Here is a 20,900-nt window from a genome sequence, read left to right as displayed (position 1 = left end):
GACGCAAGGTCAAAAACAGCCTATCTAGCGCGCAAAGAGAATCGATGGGCCGAGAGCGGAATGGGCAAATCGGAACAGGCGGACTTGCGCGAGCAAAGATTGGCCGCAAAGTTGCGTGAGAACCTCAAGCGCCGCAAGGCGCAGGCGAAGGCGCGCGCCCAGGAGCTTAATCCCGGGCGCGATGCCGATTCTGCGGCTTCGGCCTCCGAAACGGACACGGACAAGAAACCGTAAACCATTTTCGGGCGAGATATCCATCGTCACCCTTTCTAGAGTGCGGCTGGTCTGGCTCACGCGGCAACGAAGACCTCGCCTTGGCTCCCCACCAGGTAGCAGGCCCTATGGGCTGCGTTTGAGGACTTTTCATGGATCGTATTCGTTTGGTCGGCGGCAATGAACTTAATGGCGAAATCGTCATTTCCGGCGCCAAGAACGCCGCCTTGCCGCTGATGATCGCTTCGCTGCTCACCGATGAGCCGCTGGTGCTGCATAATGTGCCGCGCCTTGCCGACGTCAAACAATTGGAACGCATTCTGGAGAATCACGGCGTCGATATCGCCGTGCATGGCCGCCGCCGCGGCGAGGAGGAGGGCGTGGGCCAGCGCATGACCTTCCATGCCGCCGACATCGTCGATACCACCGCACCCTATGCTCTGGTCTCCAAGATGCGCGCCAGCTTCTGGGTCATCGGCCCGCTGCTGGCCCGCTGCCACGAAGCGCGCGTTTCGCTGCCGGGCGGCTGCGCCATCGGCACCCGCCCGGTCGACCTCTTCCTCTATGGCCTCCAGCAATTTGGCGCCGACATCGATATCGACGAAGGCTATGTCGTCGCCCGCGCGCCCAAGGGCGGGCTGGTCGGCGCCACGATCAGCTTCCCCAAGGTCTCGGTCGGTGCCACCCATGCCATCCTGATGGCGGCGACGCTGGCGCGCGGCACCACAATTATCGAGAACGCCGCCCAGGAACCCGAGATCACCAATGTCGCCGAATGCCTCGTCGCCATGGGCGCCAGGATCTCCGGCATCGGCACCCGCACGCTGACCGTCGAAGGCGTCGAAAAGCTGCATGGCGCCGTTGTGGAGGTCATTCCCGACCGCATCGAGACCGGCACTTTCGCCATGGCCGCCGCCATGACCGGCGGCGACGTGCTGCTCAAGGGGGCGCGCCCGGAGCATCTGCAGGCGGCGCTCGACATTCTTTCCCGGACCGGCGCCGAGCTCACCCATGAAGCCAAGGGCCTGCGCATCCGCCGCAATGGCAATGGCATTCAGGCGGTCGATATGGAAACCGATCCCTTTCCCGGCTTCCCGACCGATCTGCAGGCCCAGTTCATGGCTTTGATGACCATGAGCGACGGCGTCAGCCAGATTCGCGAGACCATTTTCGAAAACCGCTACATGCATGTGGCCGAGTTGGCCCGCTTCGGCGCCGATATTTCGGTCAATGGCCAGATCGCCACCGTCAATGGCAAACCCCAGCTTAAGGGCGCCCAGGTCATGGCCACCGATTTGCGCGCCTCGGTGTCGCTGGTCATTGCCGGCCTCGCCGCCAAGGGCGAAACCGTGGTCAATCGCATCTACCACCTCGACCGCGGCTTCGAGCGGCTGGAAGACAAACTTTCCCGCTGCGGCGCCGAAATCGAACGGGTTGCTGGCTGACGCCCCGCCGCAGGCAAAATCGCTCCTGCGCCGGCAATGAGGCTCCGGCGCAGGATGGGTGGGAACGCGCCTAAACCTCGATCCGGCGCCCTTCCTTGCCCGACCGGATCAGCGCGTCGATCAGCCGGTGTACGGCCAGGGCCGTGTGGCCGGTCGAGACGGGCTGGCGGTCCTGCTGCACGGCATCGGCGAAATCGACGATCTGGGCCATGTGCCAGTCGAAGGGGAAGGCCATCGGATCGGCGCCGCCGCCGCCGCTGCTGGTCTCGCCGATGGTTTCGCTGCGGCCGTCCATCCAGTTAAGGGTCAGATTGCCGCCGGCCAGAATGGCGCTGGCCCGGTCGAAATTGAGCGTCATGGTCTCGGCGCCGCCGGGGAAATTGGCGGTCGTCGCCATCAGCCCGCCCACCGCGCCATTGGCGAATTCGAGGCCGCCGGCGACGAAATCTTCTGCTTCCATCCGGTGCAGGCCGGTGGTCGCCGCCAGGGCGGTAACCGCCTCGACCGGTCCGGCCAGGCTCAGCATCAGGTCCAGCGAATGAATCGCCTGGGTGATGAGTACGCCGCCGCCATCCTGAGCCAGGGTGCCGCGCCCGGGCCGGTCGTAATAGCCCTCTTGCGGGCGCCACCAGGGCACGACCAGATGCATGACATGCAGCCGGCCCAGCTCGCCGCTTCGGATCTTGGCCGCCAGGGCCTGGGAGGCGGCGCGAAAGCGGTGCTGGAAGATGATGCCCAGGGTCACGCCGGCCTGGTCGCAGAGGGTGACGATGCGCTCGGCCGCCTGGGTCGAGCGCTCCACCGGCTTTTCCATCAGCACATGCTTGCCCGCCCCGGCCGCCGCCGCCACGATGTCCTCGCGGGCATTGGGCGGGGTGAGCACGAGAATGGCGTCGATCGCCGGATCGGCCAGCAGCGCCTCGTAGCTCTCGGCGGCGGGGAAATCGTATTCGGCGCAGAAGCGCTGCAATTCCTGGCCATTGCGCCGCCAGACGCCGCGCACATCGATCCGGTCCCGCAATGCATCCAGCGCCTGTGCATGGGGCTTTGCCGCCATGCCCGCGCCGACCACGCCCAGTCCCAGCCTTGCCTGTTCATCCGCCATTCAGCCGCATCCTCCTATGCCATTATCGCGCCATGATCGCGGCGCTCCATCTCCCGAACCGGGCGTCATGAGGGAATTAGCATGAAATTCATCGGTGTTGTTGCAGCGCTTTTGGTGGCCGCGGGAATTGCCCTGGCCGGCTGGTTCGTCGGCACCTCCTTGGTCGAGAGCCGCCAGCCGCTGCGCACGGTGACCGTCAAGGGGCTTTCCGAGCGGGCCGTGCAGGCCGATCTGGGCTTCTGGCCCATCCGCTTCGTCGCCACCGGTCCGACCCTGGAAGCGGCCCGGGCCAGCCTTGAACGCTCCGAACAGGCGGTGCGCGACTTCCTCGCCGATCGCGGCTTCGCCGAAGGCGAAATCCAGGTGCAGAACGTACTCGTCGAGGATCGGGCGGCCGGCTACAACGCCTCGTCCATGAATGACGAATATCGCTTCGTGCTGACCGAGGACATGCTGGTGACCACCGACCGGGTCACCGACCTCGCCGATGCCAGCCGTTCGGTGGCGGACCTGTTGCGGCAGGGCGTGGTGTTCTCCTCGGATGCCTATAGCGCCGGGGCCTCCTTCGTCTTCACCGATATCAACGAGCACAAGAGTGCGATGCTGACCGAGGCAACCCAGCGTGCCCGCGAAACCGCCGAGCAATTCGCCACCGAATCCGGCGCGCTGGTGGGTGATATCCAGACGGCCAATCAGGGGGTGTTCGAAATCCTGCCCGCCGTCGACATTCCCAACGATCGCCCGGAAAAGCAGATCGACAAGAAGGTCCGCGTGGTGACGACCATCACCTATTTCCTGGTGGATTAGGCGACCAGCCGCGCCCTAACCGGCGCGGCGCCAGGCCTGCTCGGCCATGAAGATCTCGAACGCCATAGCGCTCATCGGCCGGGCAAAGGCATAGCCTTGCAGGATGTCGCAGCCCAGATCGCGCAGGATATGGGCATGCTCCATGGTTTCGACGCCCTCGGCGACGATCTCGATATCCATGGATTTGCCGATATCGACGATGGAGGCGACCAGCTGGCGCTGCGCCGGCTCGTTGATGATCGGATTGACCAATTGCCGGTCGATCTTGAGGCGACGCGGATGCAGCTTCTGCAATGACACGATGGAGGCATAGCCGGTGCCGAAATCGTCGATTTCCACGTCGATGCCCAATTCCTTGATCTGGTCGATATTCCAGGCGACCAGGCCATCGCTCTCGTCCAGATAGATCGATTCCACCAATTCGAAGGCCAGCCGTCCGGGCGGCAGGTCCAGCGCCTTGAGGCTGGCGATCAGCCCCTCGTCATGCAGGCGCCGCAGCGAGACATTCACCGAGGCGCGCGGCACGACGAGACCCTTGGCGTCCCATTGGCGCAGGTCAGCCAGCGTCCGTTCCAGGACGATCTGGTCGATCTGGGCCATGACATTGAGTTCCTCGGCAATCGCCATGAAGCTGTCCGGCGCCTTGAGGCCCTCGCCATGCCGCCAGCGCACCAGCGCCTCCACCCCGACCAGGTCGAGGCTATGGGCGTCGAATTGCGGCTGGTAATGGGCGATGAAGGCATCGGCGTCGAGCGCCGCCAATATCTCGTCGGCCACCCTCTTGGTATGGACGACCTCGGCCTGGAGCGCCTCGGAGAAGAATTCGTGCCGGTTCCGGCCCCGCCCCTTGGCGCGGTAGAGCGCAATATCGGCATTGATCAGCAATTGCTTGACGTCGATGCTCGCCGCCCGGCTCACCGCTACGCCGATGCTGACGCCGAAGCGGCATTCATGGCCCTCATGCACGGCAGGCTTGCGCATTTCCTTGACGATGCGATCGGCCATCAGGTGCAATTGCCGGTCGGCGGCGCCGGCGCTGGAGACGATGACGAATTCATCCCCGCCGATACGGGCGACGAAATCGGTCTTGAGGCAATTGGCGCGCAGCACCTTGCTGGCATGGATCAGCATGGCGTCGCCCGCCGCATGGCCCAGCGTGTCGTTGATCTGCTTGAAGCGGTCGAGGTCGATATGCAGCAGGGCGATGGAGCCACTGCCGAAATAGCCGTCCTCGGCATGGCGTTGCAGCACCTCGTCGAGATAGCGGCGATTGGGCAGGCCGGTCAGGCTGTCATGCAGCGCATTGTGCTCGATGCGGATGCGCGCCGCCTCCAATTCGCTGGCCCGGGCCTCGGCCTGGCGCTTGGCGAGCCGCAAATCCTCGTTCAGCAGGACGTCGGGCGTCATGTCCCAATTGACGCCGATCACCTTCTCGGCCTGGCCCGGCTCGGCGAACAGCGCCGCCACCGAACGCACATGGCGTATGGCGCCGTCCGGCAGCACGACGCGATAATCCGATTCATAGCGACCCTTGCCGATCATGCTGCGGAAATCGCTCTCGGCGCGGTCGCGGTCCTCGGGATGTACGGCGCCGCGCCAAAGCTCATGGCTGGGCGGCGCATTGCATTCGGGGAAGCCGTATAATTCCCTTGTGCGATGGTCCCAGGTCTCGATGCCGGTGGCCACATCCATCTCCCACACACCGACCTTGGAGACGTCGAGCGCCAGATTGAGCCGCCGCGTCAGCTTGGCCAGTTCCGCCTCGCGGGCGCCCAGGGTGCGGATATAATCATGCCGCTGGCTGACCATGCGGGCGGTGACCGCTATCGGGAACAGGATCAGCACCCCGGCGGCCAGGATCACGCCGCGCAGCGCCCAGATGCTGGCGGAATTGGGCGCCCAGCCTTCCAGGGGAATGGCGGCGATCTGCCAGGTGCCTGCGGGCAGGACCACATCGGCCAGCACAGGGCGGGCATCCGTGAGATCGGGGCCGAAAAAGCGCCGGCCATTGCCGCCGGTGCCGTCATGGCCGGTGATGGAAATCGTCAAGGCCTGGGCCGGATCGGTGAGACCGCTATCGGCATAGAGTTGCTCGGCATCGACCACGGCCGCGACCAGGCCCCAGAAATGCCGGGATGCGCCTTCCCCGACATGGACGGGAAAGCGACCGACAAAGCCCAGCCCGCCCTGGACCAGATCGACCGGCCCGGCAATGTTGAGCTGGTTGGTGACCAGCACCTGTTCGACCGCCGCCCATTGTTCGGGATTATTGCGGTAGTCGAGGCCGATCGCAGCCTCATTGCCGGCCAGCGGATAGGTCATGCGGATGACGAGGTCGGGCGCTGCGGCCACCGAGCGCAATTGGCTGCTTTTTTCGAAGAGATTGCGCGCCAGCGCATTGTAGCGGGCCTGATCCATGTCCGGCTCGGTGCTGATGGTGGCCACCAGCCCCCTGACCAATTGCACATTGCTGGCGAGATGGCCTTCCAGCTTGGCGCGGATCACCGAAATCTCCGCCAGCGTCTCGGCGCGCAGGCGGCTTTCGGCGATCTGCAGGTTCTGGCGGTCGAGCAGGATGCCAGCGATCAGGATGACGCCCAGCGCCAGAAGCACGGGCACCAGCATGGTGCGCCGCCAGTCCCCGCGATGTGTCTCGCTGCTGGCCTCGGTCATTCTGACGCCTGTTCGAGCGGATGCGCTCTGCTTATTCTCGAACAGATGCTAGCGGCCAGGAATTGACGAGAGCCTTATCGGCGCGGCCAAGTGGCTTTGTGGTAAACGCCAAGCAAATGCCGCACGCATTATTCTCCGACTTCTTCCAGCTCGATCAGCGTGCCGTCGAAATCCTTGGGATGCAGGAAGACGACGGGCCGGCCATGCGCCCCGATTTTCGGTGCGCCATCGCCCAGCACCCGAGCGCCGCTGGCCCGCAATTGCGCCACGCTGGCGGCGAGATCGGGTACCTCAAAACAGACATGATGCATCCCGCCGCTCGGATTCTTCTCGAGGAACGGGGCGATAGGCGAATTCTCGCCCAGAATTTCGAGCAGCTCGATCTTGGTATTGCCGGTATCGATGAACACCACGGTCACCCCATGCTCGGGCAGGGGCTGTGGCACGCCCACTTGCGCGCCCAGCTGGTCGCGATATTTCGCGGTGGCGGCGGCCAGGTCGGGCACGGCGATGGCGATGTGGTTGAGACGCCCGATCATCGATTGGAAAGCCTTCCCTCGATCTCGTTCAGCACCGAAAAAGCGGCGTCGAGCACATTGGTTCCCGGCCCAAAAATGGCGGCAATGCCGGCTTCGTAGAGGAAATCATAATCGGGCTCGGGGATCACCCCGCCCACCACCACGGTGACGTCGCCCAGCCCGCGCGCCCTGAGCGCCTCGATCAATTCGGGCACCAGCGTCTTATGCCCCGCCGCCAGCGAGGACACGCCAACCGCATCGACCTTGAATTCATCGGCATGGGCGGCGACTTCCGGGGCGGTCTCGAACAGATCGCCCATATGCACGGCAAAGCCGAGATCGGCGAAAGCCGAAGCGATGATCTTGGCGCCCCGATCATGACCATCCTGGCCCATCTTGGCGATGAAGATGGCCGGCGCCCGGCCGCGCGCCGCCTTGAAGGCAGCGATGCGGTCGGAAACGGATTTGAGTTGCGGATCATCGCCATAACCGCCCGAATAGACGCCGGAAATGACCCTGGTGACGGCGCGGTGGCGGCCGAATACATCTTCCAGGGCCTGACTGATCTCGCCCAGGCTGGCCCGGGCCCGCGCCGCCTCAATGGCGGCTTCGAGCAGATTGCCCTCGTCCTTGGCGGCGAATTCGCGCAAGGCCGCCAGCATGGACTGGCATTTGGCCTCGTCGCGCGTCGCCCTTATGCGTTCGAGCTGGGCGATCTGCTCGGCGCGAACCTTCGCATTGTCGATCTGGCGCACCTCGATACCGTCTTCGGCATCGAGCCGGTAGCGATTGACGCCGACAATGACATCCTCGCCGCGATCGATGCGAGCCTGCCGCAGGGCAGCGGCTTCCTCGATGGCCATTTTCGGCCCGCCGGACTGCACGAAGGCGGTCATCCCGCCTTCTGCCTCGGCTTCCGCGATCAGCGCCCTGGCGCCGTCGACCAGCTCGGCGGTCAGCGCTTCGACGAAATAGGAGCCGCCCAGCGGATCGACCACATCGGTGATGCGGCTTTCATGCTGGAGGATCAACTGGGTATTGCGGGCGATGCGACTGGAAAACTCGGTGGGCAGCGCAATGGCTTCATCGAAGCTGTTGGTATGCAGGCTCTGCGTGCCGCCCAGCGTGGCGGCCAGGGCCTCGATAGTGGTGCGCACGATATTGTTGTGCGGGTCCTGCTCGGTCAGCGACACGCCCGAGGTCTGGCAATGGGTGCGCAGCATCTTGGAGCGCGCATCCCTGGCGCCGAGATCGGTCATGATCTCGCTCCACAATTTCCGGGCGGCGCGCAGCTTGGCGACTTCGAGGAAGAAGTTCATGCCGATGCCGAAAAAGAACGAGAGGCGGCCGGCAAAAGTGTCGATATCGAGGCCCCGGCGCTGGGCGGCGCGGACATAATCCATGCCGTCGGCCAAGGTATAGGCCAGCTCCTGCACCGCCGTCGCCCCGGCCTCGTGCATATGATAGCCCGAGATCGAGATCGAATTGAATTTCGGCATGTGGCGCGCCGTATGGGCGATGATGTCGCCGACAATGCGCATCGAGGGCTCGGGCGGATAGATATAGGTATTGCGGACCATGAACTCTTTGAGGATGTCGTTCTGGATGGTCCCTTCCAACTGGTCCTGGCGGACGCCCTGCTCCTCGGCGGCGACGATGAACATGGCCAGCACCGGAATAACCGCCCCGTTCATGGTCATCGACACGCTCATCTTGTCGAGCGGAATGGTATCGAACAGCACCTTCATGTCTTCCACCGAATCGATGGCGACACCGGCCTTGCCGACATCGCCCATCACGCGCGGATGGTCGCTGTCATAGCCGCGATGGGTGGCGAGGTCGAAGGCGACCGACAGGCCCTTTTGGCCCTTTTCCAGCGCCTGCCGGTAAAATTCATTGGATTCGCGCGCGGTGGAGAAGCCGGCATATTGGCGGATGGTCCAGGGGCGATTGGCGTACATGGTGGCCCGCACGCCGCGGGTGAACGGTTCGATGCCGGGGATTTCGCCATCACCGCCGAGATAGACCGGGCTGACTTTGATGCCGCCATAATCGCGGTCGAGCGCCGATAGCGGCGTGTCGCGGAGTTCCTTCTGGGCGAGGGCGGCCCAGGCGGCAAAATCAGCGGGCATGGGCCATCCCCTCACTCGGTGTCGTCAAGGCGCAAAACTTCGGTTCAAAACCCATTACGCCGCCTCGAATTCGATCATCACCTGGTCCACCGCCAGCACCGCGCCGGGCACGACATGCACCTTGGTGACCCGGGCCCGTTTTTCCGCCTTGAGGACGTTTTCCATCTTCATGGCTTCGACCACCGCCAGGGTCTGTCCGTCCTCGACCACATCGCCCTCGGCGACGTCGATCCGCACCACCTGGCCCGGCATGGGGCAGAGCAGGAAGCGGCTCATGTCCGGCGGCACCTTGACCGGCATATGCTTGAGATATTGCGCGATATGGGGCCGCAGCACCACGATTGTGAGATCGGCGCCGCGATAGCGGATGCGGAAGCCGGACGTGGTAGGGTTGACCTTGAGCACCGCATGGCGGCCGCCGGACCAATCGATGCGGGCCAGATTATCGCCGGGCTGCCAGTGCAGATGCGCCGCCTCGCTGCGCCAGCCCAGATCGACGACGCTTTCGAGCCCCTTCTGGTGGAGCACGACCGTTTCGGCCCTGTCGCCCACCTGCACATGCCATCGGCTTTCCGCCTCGGTGCCGCCGCGGCGCTGCTCGCGGCGCGCCATCAGCAAAGCGGCGGCGGCGCTGACGTCGAAATGGTGCATGTCGTTGAGTTCGGCGCCCGCAAAGCCCTCGGGGAATTCCTCGGCGATATAGCCGGTGGTCAGGCGCCCGTCGCGAAACCGCTGCTGTTCCATCACCGTGGAGAGGAACGGCAAATTGTTGCCGACGCCTTCGACCTCGAAAGAATCCAGCGCCAGTCCCATGGCGTCGATGGCCGCCAGCCGCGTCGGCGCCCAGATGCACAGCTTGGCGATCATCGGATCGTAGAAGGTGGAAATCTCGCCGCCCTCGAACACGCCGGTATCGTTGCGCACCACCAGATCGTCGCCGGCGCTTTCCTCGGGCGGGCGATAGCGGGTCAGCCGGCCCGTCGAGGGCAGGAAATTGCGATAGGGATCCTCGGCATAGAGCCGACTCTCGATGGCCCAGCCATGGCGCTGCACCTGGCTCTGGTTCAGCGGCAGCTGTTCGCCATTGGCGACGCGCAGCATCAATTCCACCAGGTCCAGCCCGGTGATCAGTTCGGTCACGGGATGTTCGACCTGGAGGCGGGTATTCATTTCGAGGAAATAGAACTTCTTGTCCCTGTCGACGATGAATTCCACCGTCCCGGCGCTGCGATAGCCGACCGCCCTGGCCAGCGCCACCGCTTGCTCGCCCATGGCCTTGCGCGTCGCCTCGTCGAGGAAAGGCGAGGGCGCTTCCTCGATCACCTTCTGGTTGCGGCGCTGGATCGAGCATTCGCGCTCATGCAGATAGAACACATTGCCATGGGCGTCGGCGATCAGCTGGATTTCGATATGGCGCGGCTCGGTGACGAATTTCTCGATGAAGATGTGATCGTCGCCAAAGGAGGAAGCCGCCTCGGATTTGGAGCGCTCGAAGCCCTCGCGCGCCTCGGCATCGTTCCAGGCAATGCGCATGCCCTTGCCGCCGCCGCCGGCCGAAGCCTTGATCATCACCGGATAGCCGACTGATCTGGCAATTTTGACGGCGTGTTCGGCGTCTTCGATCAGGCCCATATGGCCGGGCACCGTGGAAACGCCGGCCTCGGCGGCAAGTTTTTTACTGGTGATCTTGTCGCCCATGGCCTCGATGGCTTTGGGCGGCGGGCCGACAAAGATGATACCCTCCTGCTCCAGAGCCGCGGCAAAGGGGGCGTTTTCGGAGAGGAAACCATAGCCGGGATGCACGGCCTCGGCGCCGGTCTGCTTACAAGCGGCGATGATCCTGTCGATCCGGAGATAGGAATCCTTGACCGGCGAGGCGCCGATATGCACCGCCTCGTCGGCCATGCGCACATGCAGCGCTTCCTTATCGGCATCGGAATAGACCGCCACCGTGGCCATGCCCATGCGCTTGGCGGTCTTGATGACCCGGCAGGCAATTTCGCCGCGATTGGCGATGAGAAGTTTGGTGATGGTCATATGGTCCTGCCCGACGAGAATGTCGCGCCACAATGGCCGCAACCTGCCATATCCGCATGTCCGGTCATCACAGCGCGCCGGCTGGCGGTCTCGCCGTCATCGTAAGGCCCATGCCATTTTCCGTTCCTTTCTCCCGTACCAGCCTGATGCCCGCGGCCATGATTGCAGAACGAGCAATGGGCCAGATGAACCCGCGCCCGCTTATGCGTCCAGTTTTCATAGACCCAGAACTCACCCATACCTGCCCTCTCACAGCGGAATATTGTTATGCTTCTTCTTCGGACCCTGCACGGATTTGTGCCTGAGGGTCGAGAAGGCGCGGATGACGCGGCGTCTGGTGCCGTGGGGCATGATGACGTCGTCGATGAAGCCGCGCTCGGCGGCGACGAAGGGATTGGCGAAGCGCGCTTCGTAATCGGCGGTGCGCTGGGCGATCTTCTCCTTGTCGCCCAGTTCCGAGCGATAGAGGATTTCCGTCGCGCCCTTGGCCCCCATGACGGCGATTTCGGCCGATGGCCAGGCATAGTTCACATCGGCCTTGATGTGCTTGCTCGCCATGACGTCATAGGCCCCGCCATAGGCTTTCCGCGTGATGACGGTGACCAGCGGTACGCTGGCCTCGGAATAGGCGAACAAGAGCTTGGCACCATGCTTGATGATGCCGCCATATTCCTGGGCCACGCCGGGCAGGAAGCCGGGCACGTCGACAAAGGTCAGGATGGGGATGTCGAAAGCATCGCAGAAGCGGATGAAGCGCGCCGCCTTTTTTGAGGCATTGATGTCGAGACACCCCGCCAGCATCAGCGGCTGATTGGCGACGACGCCGACGCTATGGCCGTCGAGCCGGATGAAGCCGACCAGGATATTGCCGGCATGATCCTTCTGGATTTCGAGGAACTCGCTTTCGTCGGCGACGGTCTCGATGACCTCGCGCATGTCATAGGGCTTGTTGGCGCTATCGGGAATGATGGTGTCGAGCTTGTCGTCGCGCCTGTCGACGGGATCGTGGGTGGGAAGGCGCGGCGATTTTTGGCCGGCGGCGGGCGGTAGATAGGAGAACAGCCGCCGCACTTCCAGCAGCGTCTCGATGTCATTGGCGAAGGCCGCATCGGCCACCGAGGAGATTTTGGTATGGGTGGACGCGCCGCCCAATTCTTCCTGGGTGACGCTTTCATTGGTGACGGTCTTGACCACATCCGGTCCGGTGACGAACATATAGCTCGAATCCTCGACCATATAGATGAAGTCGGTCATGGCTGGCGAATAGACCGCGCCGCCGGCGCAGGGACCCATGATCACCGAAATCTGCGGCACCGCGCCCGAGGCCTGCACATTGCGCCAGAACACATCGGCATAACCGCCCAGCGACGCGACGCCTTCCTGGATGCGGGCGCCGCCGCTATCGTTGAGCCCGATTACCGGCGCGCCGTTCTGCATGGCCAGGTCCATGATCTTGCAGATCTTCTTGGCGTGGGTTTCGCTGAGCGAACCGCCGAAAACGGTGAAGTCCTGCGAAAACACATAGACCAGCCGCCCGTCGATCGTGCCCCAGCCGGTGACCACGCCATCGCCGGGAATGATCGTCTCGGCCATGCCGAAATCGGTGGCCCGATGGGTGACGAACATGTCGTATTCTTCGAAAGAACCGGGATCGAGCAGCACGTCGAGCCGCTCGCGCGCGGTGAGCTTGCCCTTGCCATGCTGAATATCGATGCGCCGCTGCCCGCCGCCTAGCCGCGCTTCGGCGCGCTTGTTCTCGAGGGCGGAAATGATGTCCTGCATGGGCGGCCTCCCGGTTCTGCGTCCTTGCAGACTAGCGTTCCTTGCCCGATGGCCCAAGACAGGAAAGGGCGAGTCTGTTACAATCACACAGCGGCATTGTTGTAATTTTGTGGATTTGTAATCTTGGCTCCCAGAAAGGTCTTTGCCGGCGCGCGGCTGCGGGCGCTGCGCGCGCTGCATAAATTGACCCAGGCGGAACTGGCGGCGCGGCTGGATATTTCCGCCTCCTATGTCAACCAGCTCGAATCCAATCAGCGGCCGCTGACCGCCTCGGTGATGCTGGCGCTGGCCGAAAACTTCAATCTCGATCTCACCAACCTCGCTACCGATGCCTCGGACCGGCTGGCGGTCGATCTGCGCGAGGCTCTGGCCGATCCGGTCTTCGGGGAGGCAGTGCCCAATCTGCAGGAATTGAAAAGCGTCGCCAGCAATGCGCCGGACATGGCCCGGGCGGTGCTGGCGCTCTATGAAGCCTATCGAAAAACCAATGAGCGTCTCGCCGGCATGGATGCCGCCCTGTCACGCGACCCGCAGAGCGGGGTGACGACGGCCTATGAGGAAGTGCGCGACTTCTTCCACTATGCCGACAATTACATCGACCCGCTGGACCGCGCCGCCGAGACCATGGCGGACGAATTGGGGGCGTTCGGGCCTTATCGGCTGCGGCGGCTGATCGATTATTGTGCGGAAATGCACAATATCCGCGTCGTCATGAGCCCGCCGGCCAGCGGCGAAAGGCTGGTGGAATTCGACCGGGTCAACCGCACGCTGTGGGTCAACGAGCATCTCGAACCCTCCAGCCAGTTCTTCCGCATCGCCAATGTGCTGGGCGGGCTCGAACAGGCGACCCTGCTCGACAGCTTGCTGGACGGCGCCAGCTTCAAGGCGCAAGAGGCCCGCGCCATTGCCCGCATGGGCCTCACCAATTATTTCGCCGGGGCGCTACAAATGCCCTATGGCGCCTTTCTCAGGGCCGCCGATGGCTACCGCTTCGACATCGAGGAACTGGCCCGTGTCTTCGGCGCCAGTCTCGAACAGGTGGCGCATCGCCTCTCCACCATGCAACGCCCGCGCGAGCGCGGCGTGCCCTTCTTCTTCGCGCGGGTCGACGCGGCGGGCACCATCACCAAGCGCCATTCGGCCACGGCCTTGCAATTCGCCCGTTTCGGCGGCGCCTGCCCGCTATGGAACGTTCACCGCGCCTTCGAGGCGCATGGGCAGATCATCCGGCAATTGGCCGAGACGCCGGATGGCAAGAGCTATCTCTGCCTGGCCTGGTCGAGTGAAAAGCGCATGGGCGGCTATCGCGGCACTACGCGCCGCTATGCCTATGCGCTGGGCTGCGAAATCAGCCATGCCGGCCGCCTGATCTATGCCGACGATCTCGATATCGGCAAAGCCAGCTTCGAGCCTATCGGCATATCCTGCCGCATCTGCGAGCGGCGCAATTGCCCGCAACGCGCCGTGCCGCCCCTGGCGGCGGCGATCTCGGTGCCGCCGGATCGGCGCAGTGTGGTGCCATACGAGATTGGCTAGAGTGTTTATGGTTTGATGGAAGCGGTCTATCACGTGAAACGGGTTAAGCCGGATCGAAAGCCGGTTCGCCGCCATCCACCGGCTTCATGCCTGCAGCGAAGCGCCGGGCGTTCTGGACATAGCGCTCGGCCGAAGCGGCCAGCGCCGTGACGCCGTCTTCGTCGATTTCCCGCACCACCTTGGCCGGCGCGCCCATGACCAAGCTATTGTCGGGGATGACCTTGTTCTCGGTTACCAGCGCATTGGCGCCGATCAGGCAGTTCCGGCCGATTTTTGCGCCATTGAGTACGGTGGCCCCCATGCCGATCAGGCTGTTGTCGCCAATGGTGCAGCCATGCACGATGGCGCCATGGCCGATGGTGACATTGTCCCCGATCACCAGCGGATAGCCTTTATCGGTGTGGAGCACGCAATTTTCCTGCACATTGGTGCGGGCGCCGATGGCGATGCGCTCGATATCGCCCCGCGCCACCACCCCGAACCAGATGCCGACTTCCGAGCCGATCACCACGTCGCCGACCAGCACGGCGTTGGGGGCGATGAAGCCCACTTCCGGATCGATCTGCGGCGCAACGCCATTGAGCGAATAGATCGGCATGTGTTCGGTCTCCGTTTCGCCATCACCGTCATCCGGCCAAGACAATGTCAGGGCAATATTCCATAGGCATGGCGCATTTGGGCGATTTCGGAAAGAGTGCTTTCGAACGAGGCCCAGTCATCGCTTTCGGCAATCGGCGCCCAGATGGCTTCCACCTCGTCGATCAGCATGGTGCGCGGGCGGGCGTGGGCGAAATAGGCATGGTCCAGATTGACGTCGCCTGACGGCGCATAGGCCTCCAGCAGATCGGCAACCGGACGGAAGGCTTCGCCGGCATAATGTTCGGCCGAGGGGCTGGCTGCCGCCCGTTCGGTGCTCAGCGCGCCGCCGCGCCAATCGAAGAAGAATTGCTCGTAAGGCGCCCGGCTGTGGGAGAGAAAGCCGAACAGGGCGGTGACGAAGGCGCTATCCTCCTCGACCCCGCGCGGCACCAAACCAAGCCGTCGCAGCATCTGGATCGGCAATTGCTCCCGGAAAGCCGGCCAGACAAGGTTGAGCGCCGGCTCCAGCTTCTCGATCGAGGAGAGCGGCAAAAGGCATTCGGCCAGCCGCGTCAGGTTCCAGGCGAGGGTGTCCGGTTGCCGGCCAAAGGCATAGAGCCCGGTCTCGTCGAAATAGGCGGCGGTAAAGCCGGGATCGTAATGCGGCAGGAACCGCCAGGGGCCGTAATCGAAGCTCTCGCCGGTAATGTTGATATTGTCGGTGTTGAGCACGCCATGCACGAAGCCCGCGGCGATCCACTGTGCGCCGAGCCGGGCGACATTGACGGTGACGGCCTCGAGGAACGCCGCGGCCCTGTCCTCGGCTGTCGCCAGTTCGGGATAATAATTGGCGATGCAATAATCGACCAGCAGCGCCAGATTGTCCTTGTCCTCCAGATAGGCCAGCCGCTGGAAGGTGCCGATGCGGATATGGCTGTGGCTCAGCCGCGTCAATACGGCGGAGCGGGTCGGCGAGGGTTCGTCGCCGCGCCAGAGCTGCTCGCCGGTCTCGACCAGCGCAAAGCTCTTGGACGTATAGACGCCCAGCGCCTCGAGCATCTCGGTGGCGAGGACTTCGCGCATCCCGCCCTTGAGCGTCAGCCGCCCGTCGCCGCCGCGCGACCATGGCGTCTTGCCGCTGCCCTTGGTGCCGAAATCGAGCAGACGACCATCTTCGGGGTCGATACATTGGGCAAAGAGAAACCCGCGTCCGTCGCCCAGATCGGCATTGTAGCTGCGGAATTGATGGCCGTGATAGCGCAGGGAAAGGGGCTGCGGCAGCGAGCCGGGCAGAGGTTCGAAACGGCCGAAATGGCTCAGCCATTGGCTGTCGCTGAGCGCGTCCAGGCCGAGGCGCTTCGCCCAGCGCCGGTCGCGGTGGCGGAGTATGGTTTTGGGGAAATCGGCCGGGGCGACGCGATCGAAGAAAGCGTTGCCCAGTTCCTCATGGCGGCTTGTGGGGCGAAAATCAGACATGATCGCTAAACGCTAGCACGAGGCCGCAGGTTCGTCGCCCTTGCAAGGCCGCCTTGCTCTGCCCGGTCTGGCGAATATCGCGGAACGGGCCTATATGTTCGAAAATGACTATTCTTTCCGACATTCTCCCCCTTCGCCCCTTCCAGGCCGCCATTTTCGATATGGATGGTACGCTGCTCGATACCGAGGCGGTGTTCCGCGACATCGTCTATGATGTCTGCACCGAGCTCGGCTTCGAGATGACCGACGATGTCCACCGCTCCATGGTCGGCTCCAGCCATGAACACACCAATCGGCTGCTGATCGAAGCCTATGGCGTCGCCTTTCCCTATTCGCTGTTCGACGAGAAATGCCGCGTCATCATGCGCGAGCGCAGCCATGCCGGCGTGCCCGTCAAGCCGGGGGCACGGGATTTCATCGTGGAATTGCGGGACCGCGGCATCCCCGTCGCCGTCGCCACCTCCTCGCGCAATCCGCACGCCGAACACCATTTGAACGCCGCCGGCCTGCTGGAGCTGTTCGAAACCGTGGTGACGCGGGACGATGTGGTTCATCCCAAGCCGCATCCCGAACCTTATCTCACCGCCGCCAAACGCCTCGGGATCGAGCCCGCCCTTTGCCTGGCGCTGGAAGACAGTCATGCCGGCGTGCACGCCGCCCATGCGGCGGGCATGCAGACCGTCATGGTGCCCGATCTGGTGAGCCCCAATGCCGAAATCGAGGCTTTGGGTATCCTCGTCACCCAGAGCCTGATGCATGTGCACCAGGCGGCTTTTCCGCGCCGCTGAGGACCCGATTAACCATCCGCGCTAATGGATAAAATCTTATCCAATCGGGCAAGGTTCGGTTCAGCACGTCTAAAATCCTTTGAAATCAAGGGTTTCTTCCAGAGCCCGCCTCCATTAACCCTGCCTTAAGTTGCTAAAGTTTATGGTTAACCAGCCGTAAATTCTGGCTTCCATCCTGGCCACGCCTTGGTTAGTGTGCCGCCGGGAAGCAACAGGGCGCCCTTGGCCCCTGGAAAAGAAGGTCCGCCGGATATGGCCGGCAGGACTCACGAGTAAGGACGGGGCATTGAGATCGGACCGGCAGCAGATTATCGCGCGCGCCCTTTCGCCAATATTGGCGCTGTGCGCCGCCGCCTTGGTGCTGTTCGTCACCCTTTCTCCGGCCCATGCCGACACCAATATCGCTCTACCCCTACCGGTGCCCGAAGCTGTCGCCGCATTGCGGGCGCAGCCGGCCCTCGGGCCGACCCTGGTGCCTTTGGCGCCAGAGGAGCTGGCGCTGACACCGGAACTGCTCGCCAATTACGCCCAGCGCCAGCAGGCCCTGCGCGCCGTCGACGTGACCTTGGCCGGACCGCGGCCCGAGCTCACGCAGGATCTGTTGATGGGCTATATCAGCCACGCCTCTTTCGGTGGCAATAACGCGCTTTCGGCCATTGCCAGCTTCACCGAGCCGGCCCCGCGCCCGCAGGCTTCGGTGACGTCCCACATGCTGGCTGCCTATGTCGAGACCGATTACCAGCCGATGGCCAAGCGCATCGAAACCGCCAATGCCGAGCGCGATTGCCTGGCCCAGGCCATCTATCACGAAGCCCGCGGGGAAAGCGCCAAGGGGCAATTGGCCGTCGCCAATGTGATCGTCAACCGCGCCCGGTCGAGCAAGTTCCCCGATTCGCTGTGCGGCGTCATTTATCAGAACGCCAATCGGGGCCTTTATCGCTGCCAGTTCACCTTTGCCTGCGACGGCCGTAACGATACGCCCGGCGAGCGCCGCGCCTGGGCCAGTTCGAAGGAATTGGCCAAGCAGGTCTATGCCGAATTCGCCACCGGCAAGGAGATCGGCGTGTTGCCCGGCTCGGCGCTGTATTATCACACGCGCGCCGTTGCTCCGTCCTGGTCCCACACCTATTCGCGCGTCGCGGCGGTGGATTCCCATATCTTCTATTCGCCGAACTGAGTGATTTTTCAGGCATGAAAAAGGGCGCCATAAGCGCCCTTTGTTCCATGACTGAGGAGCCAATCACTCCGCCGCCATTTGCAGGCGCGGGCCGGCCTCGGCATTGGCTTCGGGACCGAACTTATTGAAATTGCTGCGGAAAAGACCGACCAATTTTGCAGATTGAACGTCATATTCGTCGGCATTTTCCCAAGTCTGCCTTGGATCGAGCAGGCGCTCGTCGACGCCGGGCACGTTCAGCGGCACTTCGAAGCCGAATAGCGGGTCGAGACGCATATCGGCCTTGTCGAGCACCCCGTCGAGCGCGGCATTCAGCAGGCGCCGGGTCGAGGCGATGTCGATGCGCTTGCCGGTTCCGTAGCCGCCGCCGGTCCAGCCGGTATTGAGCAGCCAGGCCTGCGCACCGCTGGCGCGCAGCCGCTCGGCCAGCATCGCGCCGTAAACGCTTGGATGCAAAGGCATAAAGGGCGCGCCGAAACAGGCGGAGAATGTCGCTTGCGGCTCGGTGACGCCGCGTTCGGTGCCCGCGACCTTGGCCGTATAGCCCGACAGGAAGTGATAGACCGCCTGTTCCGGGGTCAGCCGGGCCAGCGGCGGCAGCACGCCGAACGCGTCGGCGGTGAGAAAGACGACGCTCTTCGGCACGCCGCCAATTCCGCCCCTGACGATGGAGGGAAGCACGTCGATCGGATAGGCGGCGCGTGTGTTTTCGGTTAGCGTTATGTCGTCGAACGCTGGCACATTGTTAGCATCGAGCACGACATTTTCCAGAACCGTGCCGAAACGGCGCGTTGCTGCGAAAATCTCCGGCTCGGCACTGGCCGAAAGCTTGACAGTCTTGGCGTAGCACCCCCCTTCGAGGTTGAAGACGCCATCCGCGCTCCAGCCGTGCTCGTCGTCGCCGATCAGCGGACGGGCGGGGTCGTTGGAGAGCGTGGTCTTGCCGGTGCCCGACAGCCCGAAGAACAAAGCCGTCTCGCCATCCGGCCCCAGATTGGCCGAGCAATGCATGGGCAGCACGTTTTGGGCGGGCGCGTGGAAATTGAACAGCGAGAACACCGATTTCTTGATCTCGCCGGCATAGAGCGTACCGGCGATGAGCACGATGTTGCGGCTCATGTCGAGCGCGATCGCCGTGCCGGTGCGGCAGCCATGGCGGGCGGGGTCGGCTTGCAGAAGCGGTGCATGCAGGATGGTGACCGCGGCCGTATCGGCGCCGGCCGGAACGGCTTCGCCGCGCCTTATGAGCAGGTTGCGGATGAACAGAGCGTGCCAGGCGCTGGGGGTGAACACGCTGACATCATATTGATGGCGCGGATCTGCCCCGGCGAGCAGATCCTGGCGGAACAGTTTCTGGCCGGCGAGATGGGTCTTGATATCGGCCAGCAGAAGGTCGAAATGGGCCGGGCTCATGGCACCGGAATTGTCCCACCATACCTGGTCCTCGGTCAGCGCATCGCGGACGATGAACTTGTCCCGGGGCGAGCGGCCCGTGAAGGCGCCGGTGGTGACGGAAAGCGCCCCATCCGCCGTCAGAACCCCGCCGCCCTGGCCGATAGCCGCCGCAACCAGAGCGGGGGCATTGGCGTTGGCGTCGAGCGGCGCGGCAGCGCCGGCAAGTCCGGTTCGAAGAATATGGTGATCGAACGCAGTCATAGTGACCTCCACTGCGCCGCCTCATCCCTGGGCGGCCAATGGCGGGCAAAATAGGAGCCGGCACCGGGCTCGAACCATCCCCAAATGGGTCTTAAGACAGAAGTTGCATCGCCTTTCGGCTAAGACGACCCCTGGCACAAGACTTGGCCCCGCCTTATTTAATGCGTAATTGTCGCTTGAACGTTCGCACCAATTGCGGCCCCGAGGGGATCGCCTCATTAAACGACAGCGTCACGAAGAGAAAGGCAGAACATGCCAAAGATCGCCCTGGTGGACGACGACCGCAATATTCTCACCTCCGTCTCCCTGACCCTGGAAGCCGAGGGTTATCAGGTAGCCACCTATACCGACGGCGCCTCCGGCCTCGAAGGCCTGACCACCGACAAGCCGGACCTAGCCATTCTCGACATCAAGATGCCGCGCATGGACGGCATGGAACTGCTCCGCCGCCTGCGGCAGAAATCCGATGTGCCGGTGATTTTCCTCACCTCCAAGGATGAAGAGATCGACGAATTGTTCGGGCTCAAAATGGGCGCCGACGATTTCATCACCAAGCCCTTCAGCCAGCGCCTGCTGGTGGAGCGGGTCAAGGCGATCCTGCGCCGCTCCGCCCCCCGCGATGGCGCCGGCAGCGGCAATGGCGGCGCCGAACCGACCCCCAGCAAGGCGCTGATCGAACGCGGGGCGCTGGTCATGGACGAGGAACGCCATACCTGCACCTGGAAAGGACAGCGCGTCACCCTGACCGTCACCGAATTCCTGATCCTGCAGGCTTTGGCGCTGCGCCCCGGCGTGGTCAAGTCGCGCAATGCGCTGATGGACGCCGCCTATGACGACCAGGTCTATGTCGACGACCGCACCATCGACAGCCACATCAAGCGGCTGCGCAAGAAGTTCAAGGCGACGGACGACGATTTCGAGATGATCGAAACGCTGTACGGCGTCGGCTATCGCTTCAAGGAGCAATAAGGCAGGC

At 63.5% G+C, this 20,900-nt stretch carries 16 protein-coding genes; 7 read left to right on the top strand and 9 right to left on the bottom strand.

Annotation, left to right across the window (positions count from 1 at the left end; genetic code table 11):
- Positions 1-60 precede the first annotated feature (60 nt).
- Positions 61-234, top strand: a complete 174-nt coding sequence (locus O9Z70_RS00310) for a hypothetical protein (protein WP_286020524.1) — start codon at positions 61-63, stop codon at positions 232-234.
- A 131-nt stretch (positions 235-365) separates the two neighbouring features.
- On the top strand, positions 366-1,658 hold the full coding sequence (murA, locus tag O9Z70_RS00305; RefSeq protein ID WP_286020523.1) for a UDP-N-acetylglucosamine 1-carboxyvinyltransferase: 1,293 nt from the start codon (positions 366-368) through the stop codon (positions 1,656-1,658).
- Positions 1,659-1,728: 70 nt separating this feature from the next.
- Here the strand turns inward: murA and O9Z70_RS00300 are convergent, their stop codons facing one another.
- Positions 1,729-2,763, bottom strand: a complete 1,035-nt coding sequence (locus tag O9Z70_RS00300; RefSeq protein WP_286020522.1) for a Gfo/Idh/MocA family protein — start codon at positions 2,761-2,763, stop codon at positions 1,729-1,731.
- Positions 2,764-2,844: 81 nt separating this feature from the next.
- On the opposite strand from O9Z70_RS00300, the gene O9Z70_RS00295 reads away from it, so the two are divergent.
- A complete protein-coding gene (locus O9Z70_RS00295; RefSeq protein ID WP_286020521.1) occupies positions 2,845-3,570 on the top strand; it encodes an SIMPL domain-containing protein in 726 nt (241 codons plus the stop codon).
- 15 nt (positions 3,571-3,585) lie between these two features.
- On the opposite strand, the gene O9Z70_RS00290 is transcribed toward O9Z70_RS00295, so the two are convergent.
- The 5 genes from O9Z70_RS00290 to O9Z70_RS00270 form a co-directional block, all read right to left on the bottom strand.
- Positions 3,586-6,243: a bifunctional diguanylate cyclase/phosphodiesterase gene (locus O9Z70_RS00290; protein ID WP_286020520.1), complete on the bottom strand. Its 2,658-nt coding sequence runs from the start codon at positions 6,241-6,243 to the stop codon at positions 3,586-3,588.
- Between the two features lie 128 nt (positions 6,244-6,371).
- Positions 6,372-6,782: a methylmalonyl-CoA epimerase gene (gene mce, locus O9Z70_RS00285; RefSeq protein WP_286020519.1), complete on the bottom strand. Its 411-nt coding sequence runs from the start codon at positions 6,780-6,782 to the stop codon at positions 6,372-6,374.
- Positions 6,779-8,893 (bottom strand): methylmalonyl-CoA mutase, encoded by a 2,115-nt coding sequence (scpA, locus tag O9Z70_RS00280; RefSeq protein ID WP_286020518.1) that lies wholly within the window; start codon positions 8,891-8,893, stop codon positions 6,779-6,781. Before scpA ends, mce begins: the two co-directional genes overlap by 4 nt.
- A gap of 54 nt (positions 8,894-8,947) precedes the next feature.
- Positions 8,948-10,930, bottom strand: a complete 1,983-nt coding sequence (locus tag O9Z70_RS00275; RefSeq protein WP_286020517.1) for an acetyl-CoA carboxylase biotin carboxylase subunit — start codon at positions 10,928-10,930, stop codon at positions 8,948-8,950.
- 249 nt (positions 10,931-11,179) lie between these two features.
- A complete protein-coding gene (locus O9Z70_RS00270; RefSeq protein WP_286020516.1) occupies positions 11,180-12,712 on the bottom strand; it encodes an acyl-CoA carboxylase subunit beta in 1,533 nt (510 codons plus the stop codon).
- 123 nt (positions 12,713-12,835) lie between these two features.
- Between O9Z70_RS00270 and O9Z70_RS00265 the strand changes: the two genes are divergently transcribed.
- Positions 12,836-14,248 (top strand): helix-turn-helix domain-containing protein, encoded by a 1,413-nt coding sequence (locus tag O9Z70_RS00265; RefSeq protein WP_286020515.1) that lies wholly within the window; start codon positions 12,836-12,838, stop codon positions 14,246-14,248.
- A gap of 43 nt (positions 14,249-14,291) precedes the next feature.
- Here O9Z70_RS00265 and O9Z70_RS00260 read toward each other — a convergent pair whose 3' ends face one another.
- The gene (locus O9Z70_RS00260; protein WP_286020514.1) at positions 14,292-14,846 is read right to left on the bottom strand and encodes a gamma carbonic anhydrase family protein; all 555 of its coding nucleotides are present in this window, start codon (positions 14,844-14,846) and stop codon (positions 14,292-14,294) included.
- Positions 14,847-14,893: 47 nt separating this feature from the next.
- Complete coding sequence (locus tag O9Z70_RS00255) at positions 14,894-16,303, bottom strand: protein adenylyltransferase SelO (protein ID WP_286020513.1); 1,410 nt, start codon at positions 16,301-16,303, stop codon at positions 14,894-14,896.
- A 104-nt stretch (positions 16,304-16,407) separates the two neighbouring features.
- Between O9Z70_RS00255 and O9Z70_RS00250 the strand changes: the two genes are divergently transcribed.
- Both O9Z70_RS00250 and O9Z70_RS00245 read left to right on the top strand, forming a co-directional pair.
- Positions 16,408-17,091 carry an HAD family hydrolase gene (locus tag O9Z70_RS00250; RefSeq protein WP_286020512.1) on the top strand — a complete coding sequence of 228 codons (684 nt, stop codon included), beginning with the start codon at positions 16,408-16,410 and terminating at the stop codon, positions 17,089-17,091.
- 286 nt (positions 17,092-17,377) lie between these two features.
- On the top strand, positions 17,378-18,268 hold the full coding sequence (locus tag O9Z70_RS00245; RefSeq protein WP_286020511.1) for a cell wall hydrolase: 891 nt from the start codon (positions 17,378-17,380) through the stop codon (positions 18,266-18,268).
- Positions 18,269-18,331: 63 nt separating this feature from the next.
- Here O9Z70_RS00245 and pckA read toward each other — a convergent pair whose 3' ends face one another.
- On the bottom strand, positions 18,332-19,924 hold the full coding sequence (gene pckA, locus O9Z70_RS00240; RefSeq protein WP_286020510.1) for a phosphoenolpyruvate carboxykinase (ATP): 1,593 nt from the start codon (positions 19,922-19,924) through the stop codon (positions 18,332-18,334).
- Positions 19,925-20,176: 252 nt separating this feature from the next.
- Between pckA and O9Z70_RS00235 the strand changes: the two genes are divergently transcribed.
- Complete coding sequence (locus O9Z70_RS00235) at positions 20,177-20,893, top strand: response regulator transcription factor (protein ID WP_286020509.1); 717 nt, start codon at positions 20,177-20,179, stop codon at positions 20,891-20,893.
- The last annotated feature ends 7 nt before the right edge of the window (positions 20,894-20,900 follow it).

Origin of the sequence: Devosia sp. YIM 151766, assembly GCF_030285925.1 — a bacterium.
GTDB lineage: Bacteria > Pseudomonadota > Alphaproteobacteria > Rhizobiales > Devosiaceae > Devosia.
Note: the sequence above shows the minus strand (reverse complement) of the source record. Positions and strands in the feature narration are given on the sequence as shown.

What these genes read in the sequence shown, in the direction of transcription:
- O9Z70_RS00260 (WP_286020514.1), bottom strand. Translation starts at nt 14,846, where the DNA reads ATGCCGATCTATTCGCTCAATGGCGTTGCGCCGCAGATCGATCCGGAA.
- O9Z70_RS00295 (WP_286020521.1), top strand. Translation starts at nt 2,845, where the DNA reads ATGAAATTCATCGGTGTTGTTGCAGCGCTTTTGGTGGCCGCGGGAATT.
- mce (WP_286020519.1), bottom strand. Translation starts at nt 6,782, where the DNA reads ATGATCGGGCGTCTCAACCACATCGCCATCGCCGTGCCCGACCTGGCC.
- pckA (WP_286020510.1), bottom strand. Translation starts at nt 19,924, where the DNA reads ATGACTGCGTTCGATCACCATATTCTTCGAACCGGACTTGCCGGCGCT.
- O9Z70_RS00250 (WP_286020512.1), top strand. Translation starts at nt 16,408, where the DNA reads ATGACTATTCTTTCCGACATTCTCCCCCTTCGCCCCTTCCAGGCCGCC.
- O9Z70_RS00275 (WP_286020517.1), bottom strand. Translation starts at nt 10,930, where the DNA reads ATGACCATCACCAAACTTCTCATCGCCAATCGCGGCGAAATTGCCTGC.
- O9Z70_RS00255 (WP_286020513.1), bottom strand. Translation starts at nt 16,303, where the DNA reads ATGTCTGATTTTCGCCCCACAAGCCGCCATGAGGAACTGGGCAACGCT.
- O9Z70_RS00300 (WP_286020522.1), bottom strand. Translation starts at nt 2,763, where the DNA reads ATGGCGGATGAACAGGCAAGGCTGGGACTGGGCGTGGTCGGCGCGGGC.
- scpA (WP_286020518.1), bottom strand. Translation starts at nt 8,893, where the DNA reads ATGCCCGCTGATTTTGCCGCCTGGGCCGCCCTCGCCCAGAAGGAACTC.
- murA (WP_286020523.1), top strand. Translation starts at nt 366, where the DNA reads ATGGATCGTATTCGTTTGGTCGGCGGCAATGAACTTAATGGCGAAATC.
- O9Z70_RS00270 (WP_286020516.1), bottom strand. Translation starts at nt 12,712, where the DNA reads ATGCAGGACATCATTTCCGCCCTCGAGAACAAGCGCGCCGAAGCGCGG.
- O9Z70_RS00310 (WP_286020524.1), top strand. Translation starts at nt 61, where the DNA reads ATGGGCAAATCGGAACAGGCGGACTTGCGCGAGCAAAGATTGGCCGCA.
- O9Z70_RS00235 (WP_286020509.1), top strand. Translation starts at nt 20,177, where the DNA reads ATGCCAAAGATCGCCCTGGTGGACGACGACCGCAATATTCTCACCTCC.
- O9Z70_RS00290 (WP_286020520.1), bottom strand. Translation starts at nt 6,243, where the DNA reads ATGACCGAGGCCAGCAGCGAGACACATCGCGGGGACTGGCGGCGCACC.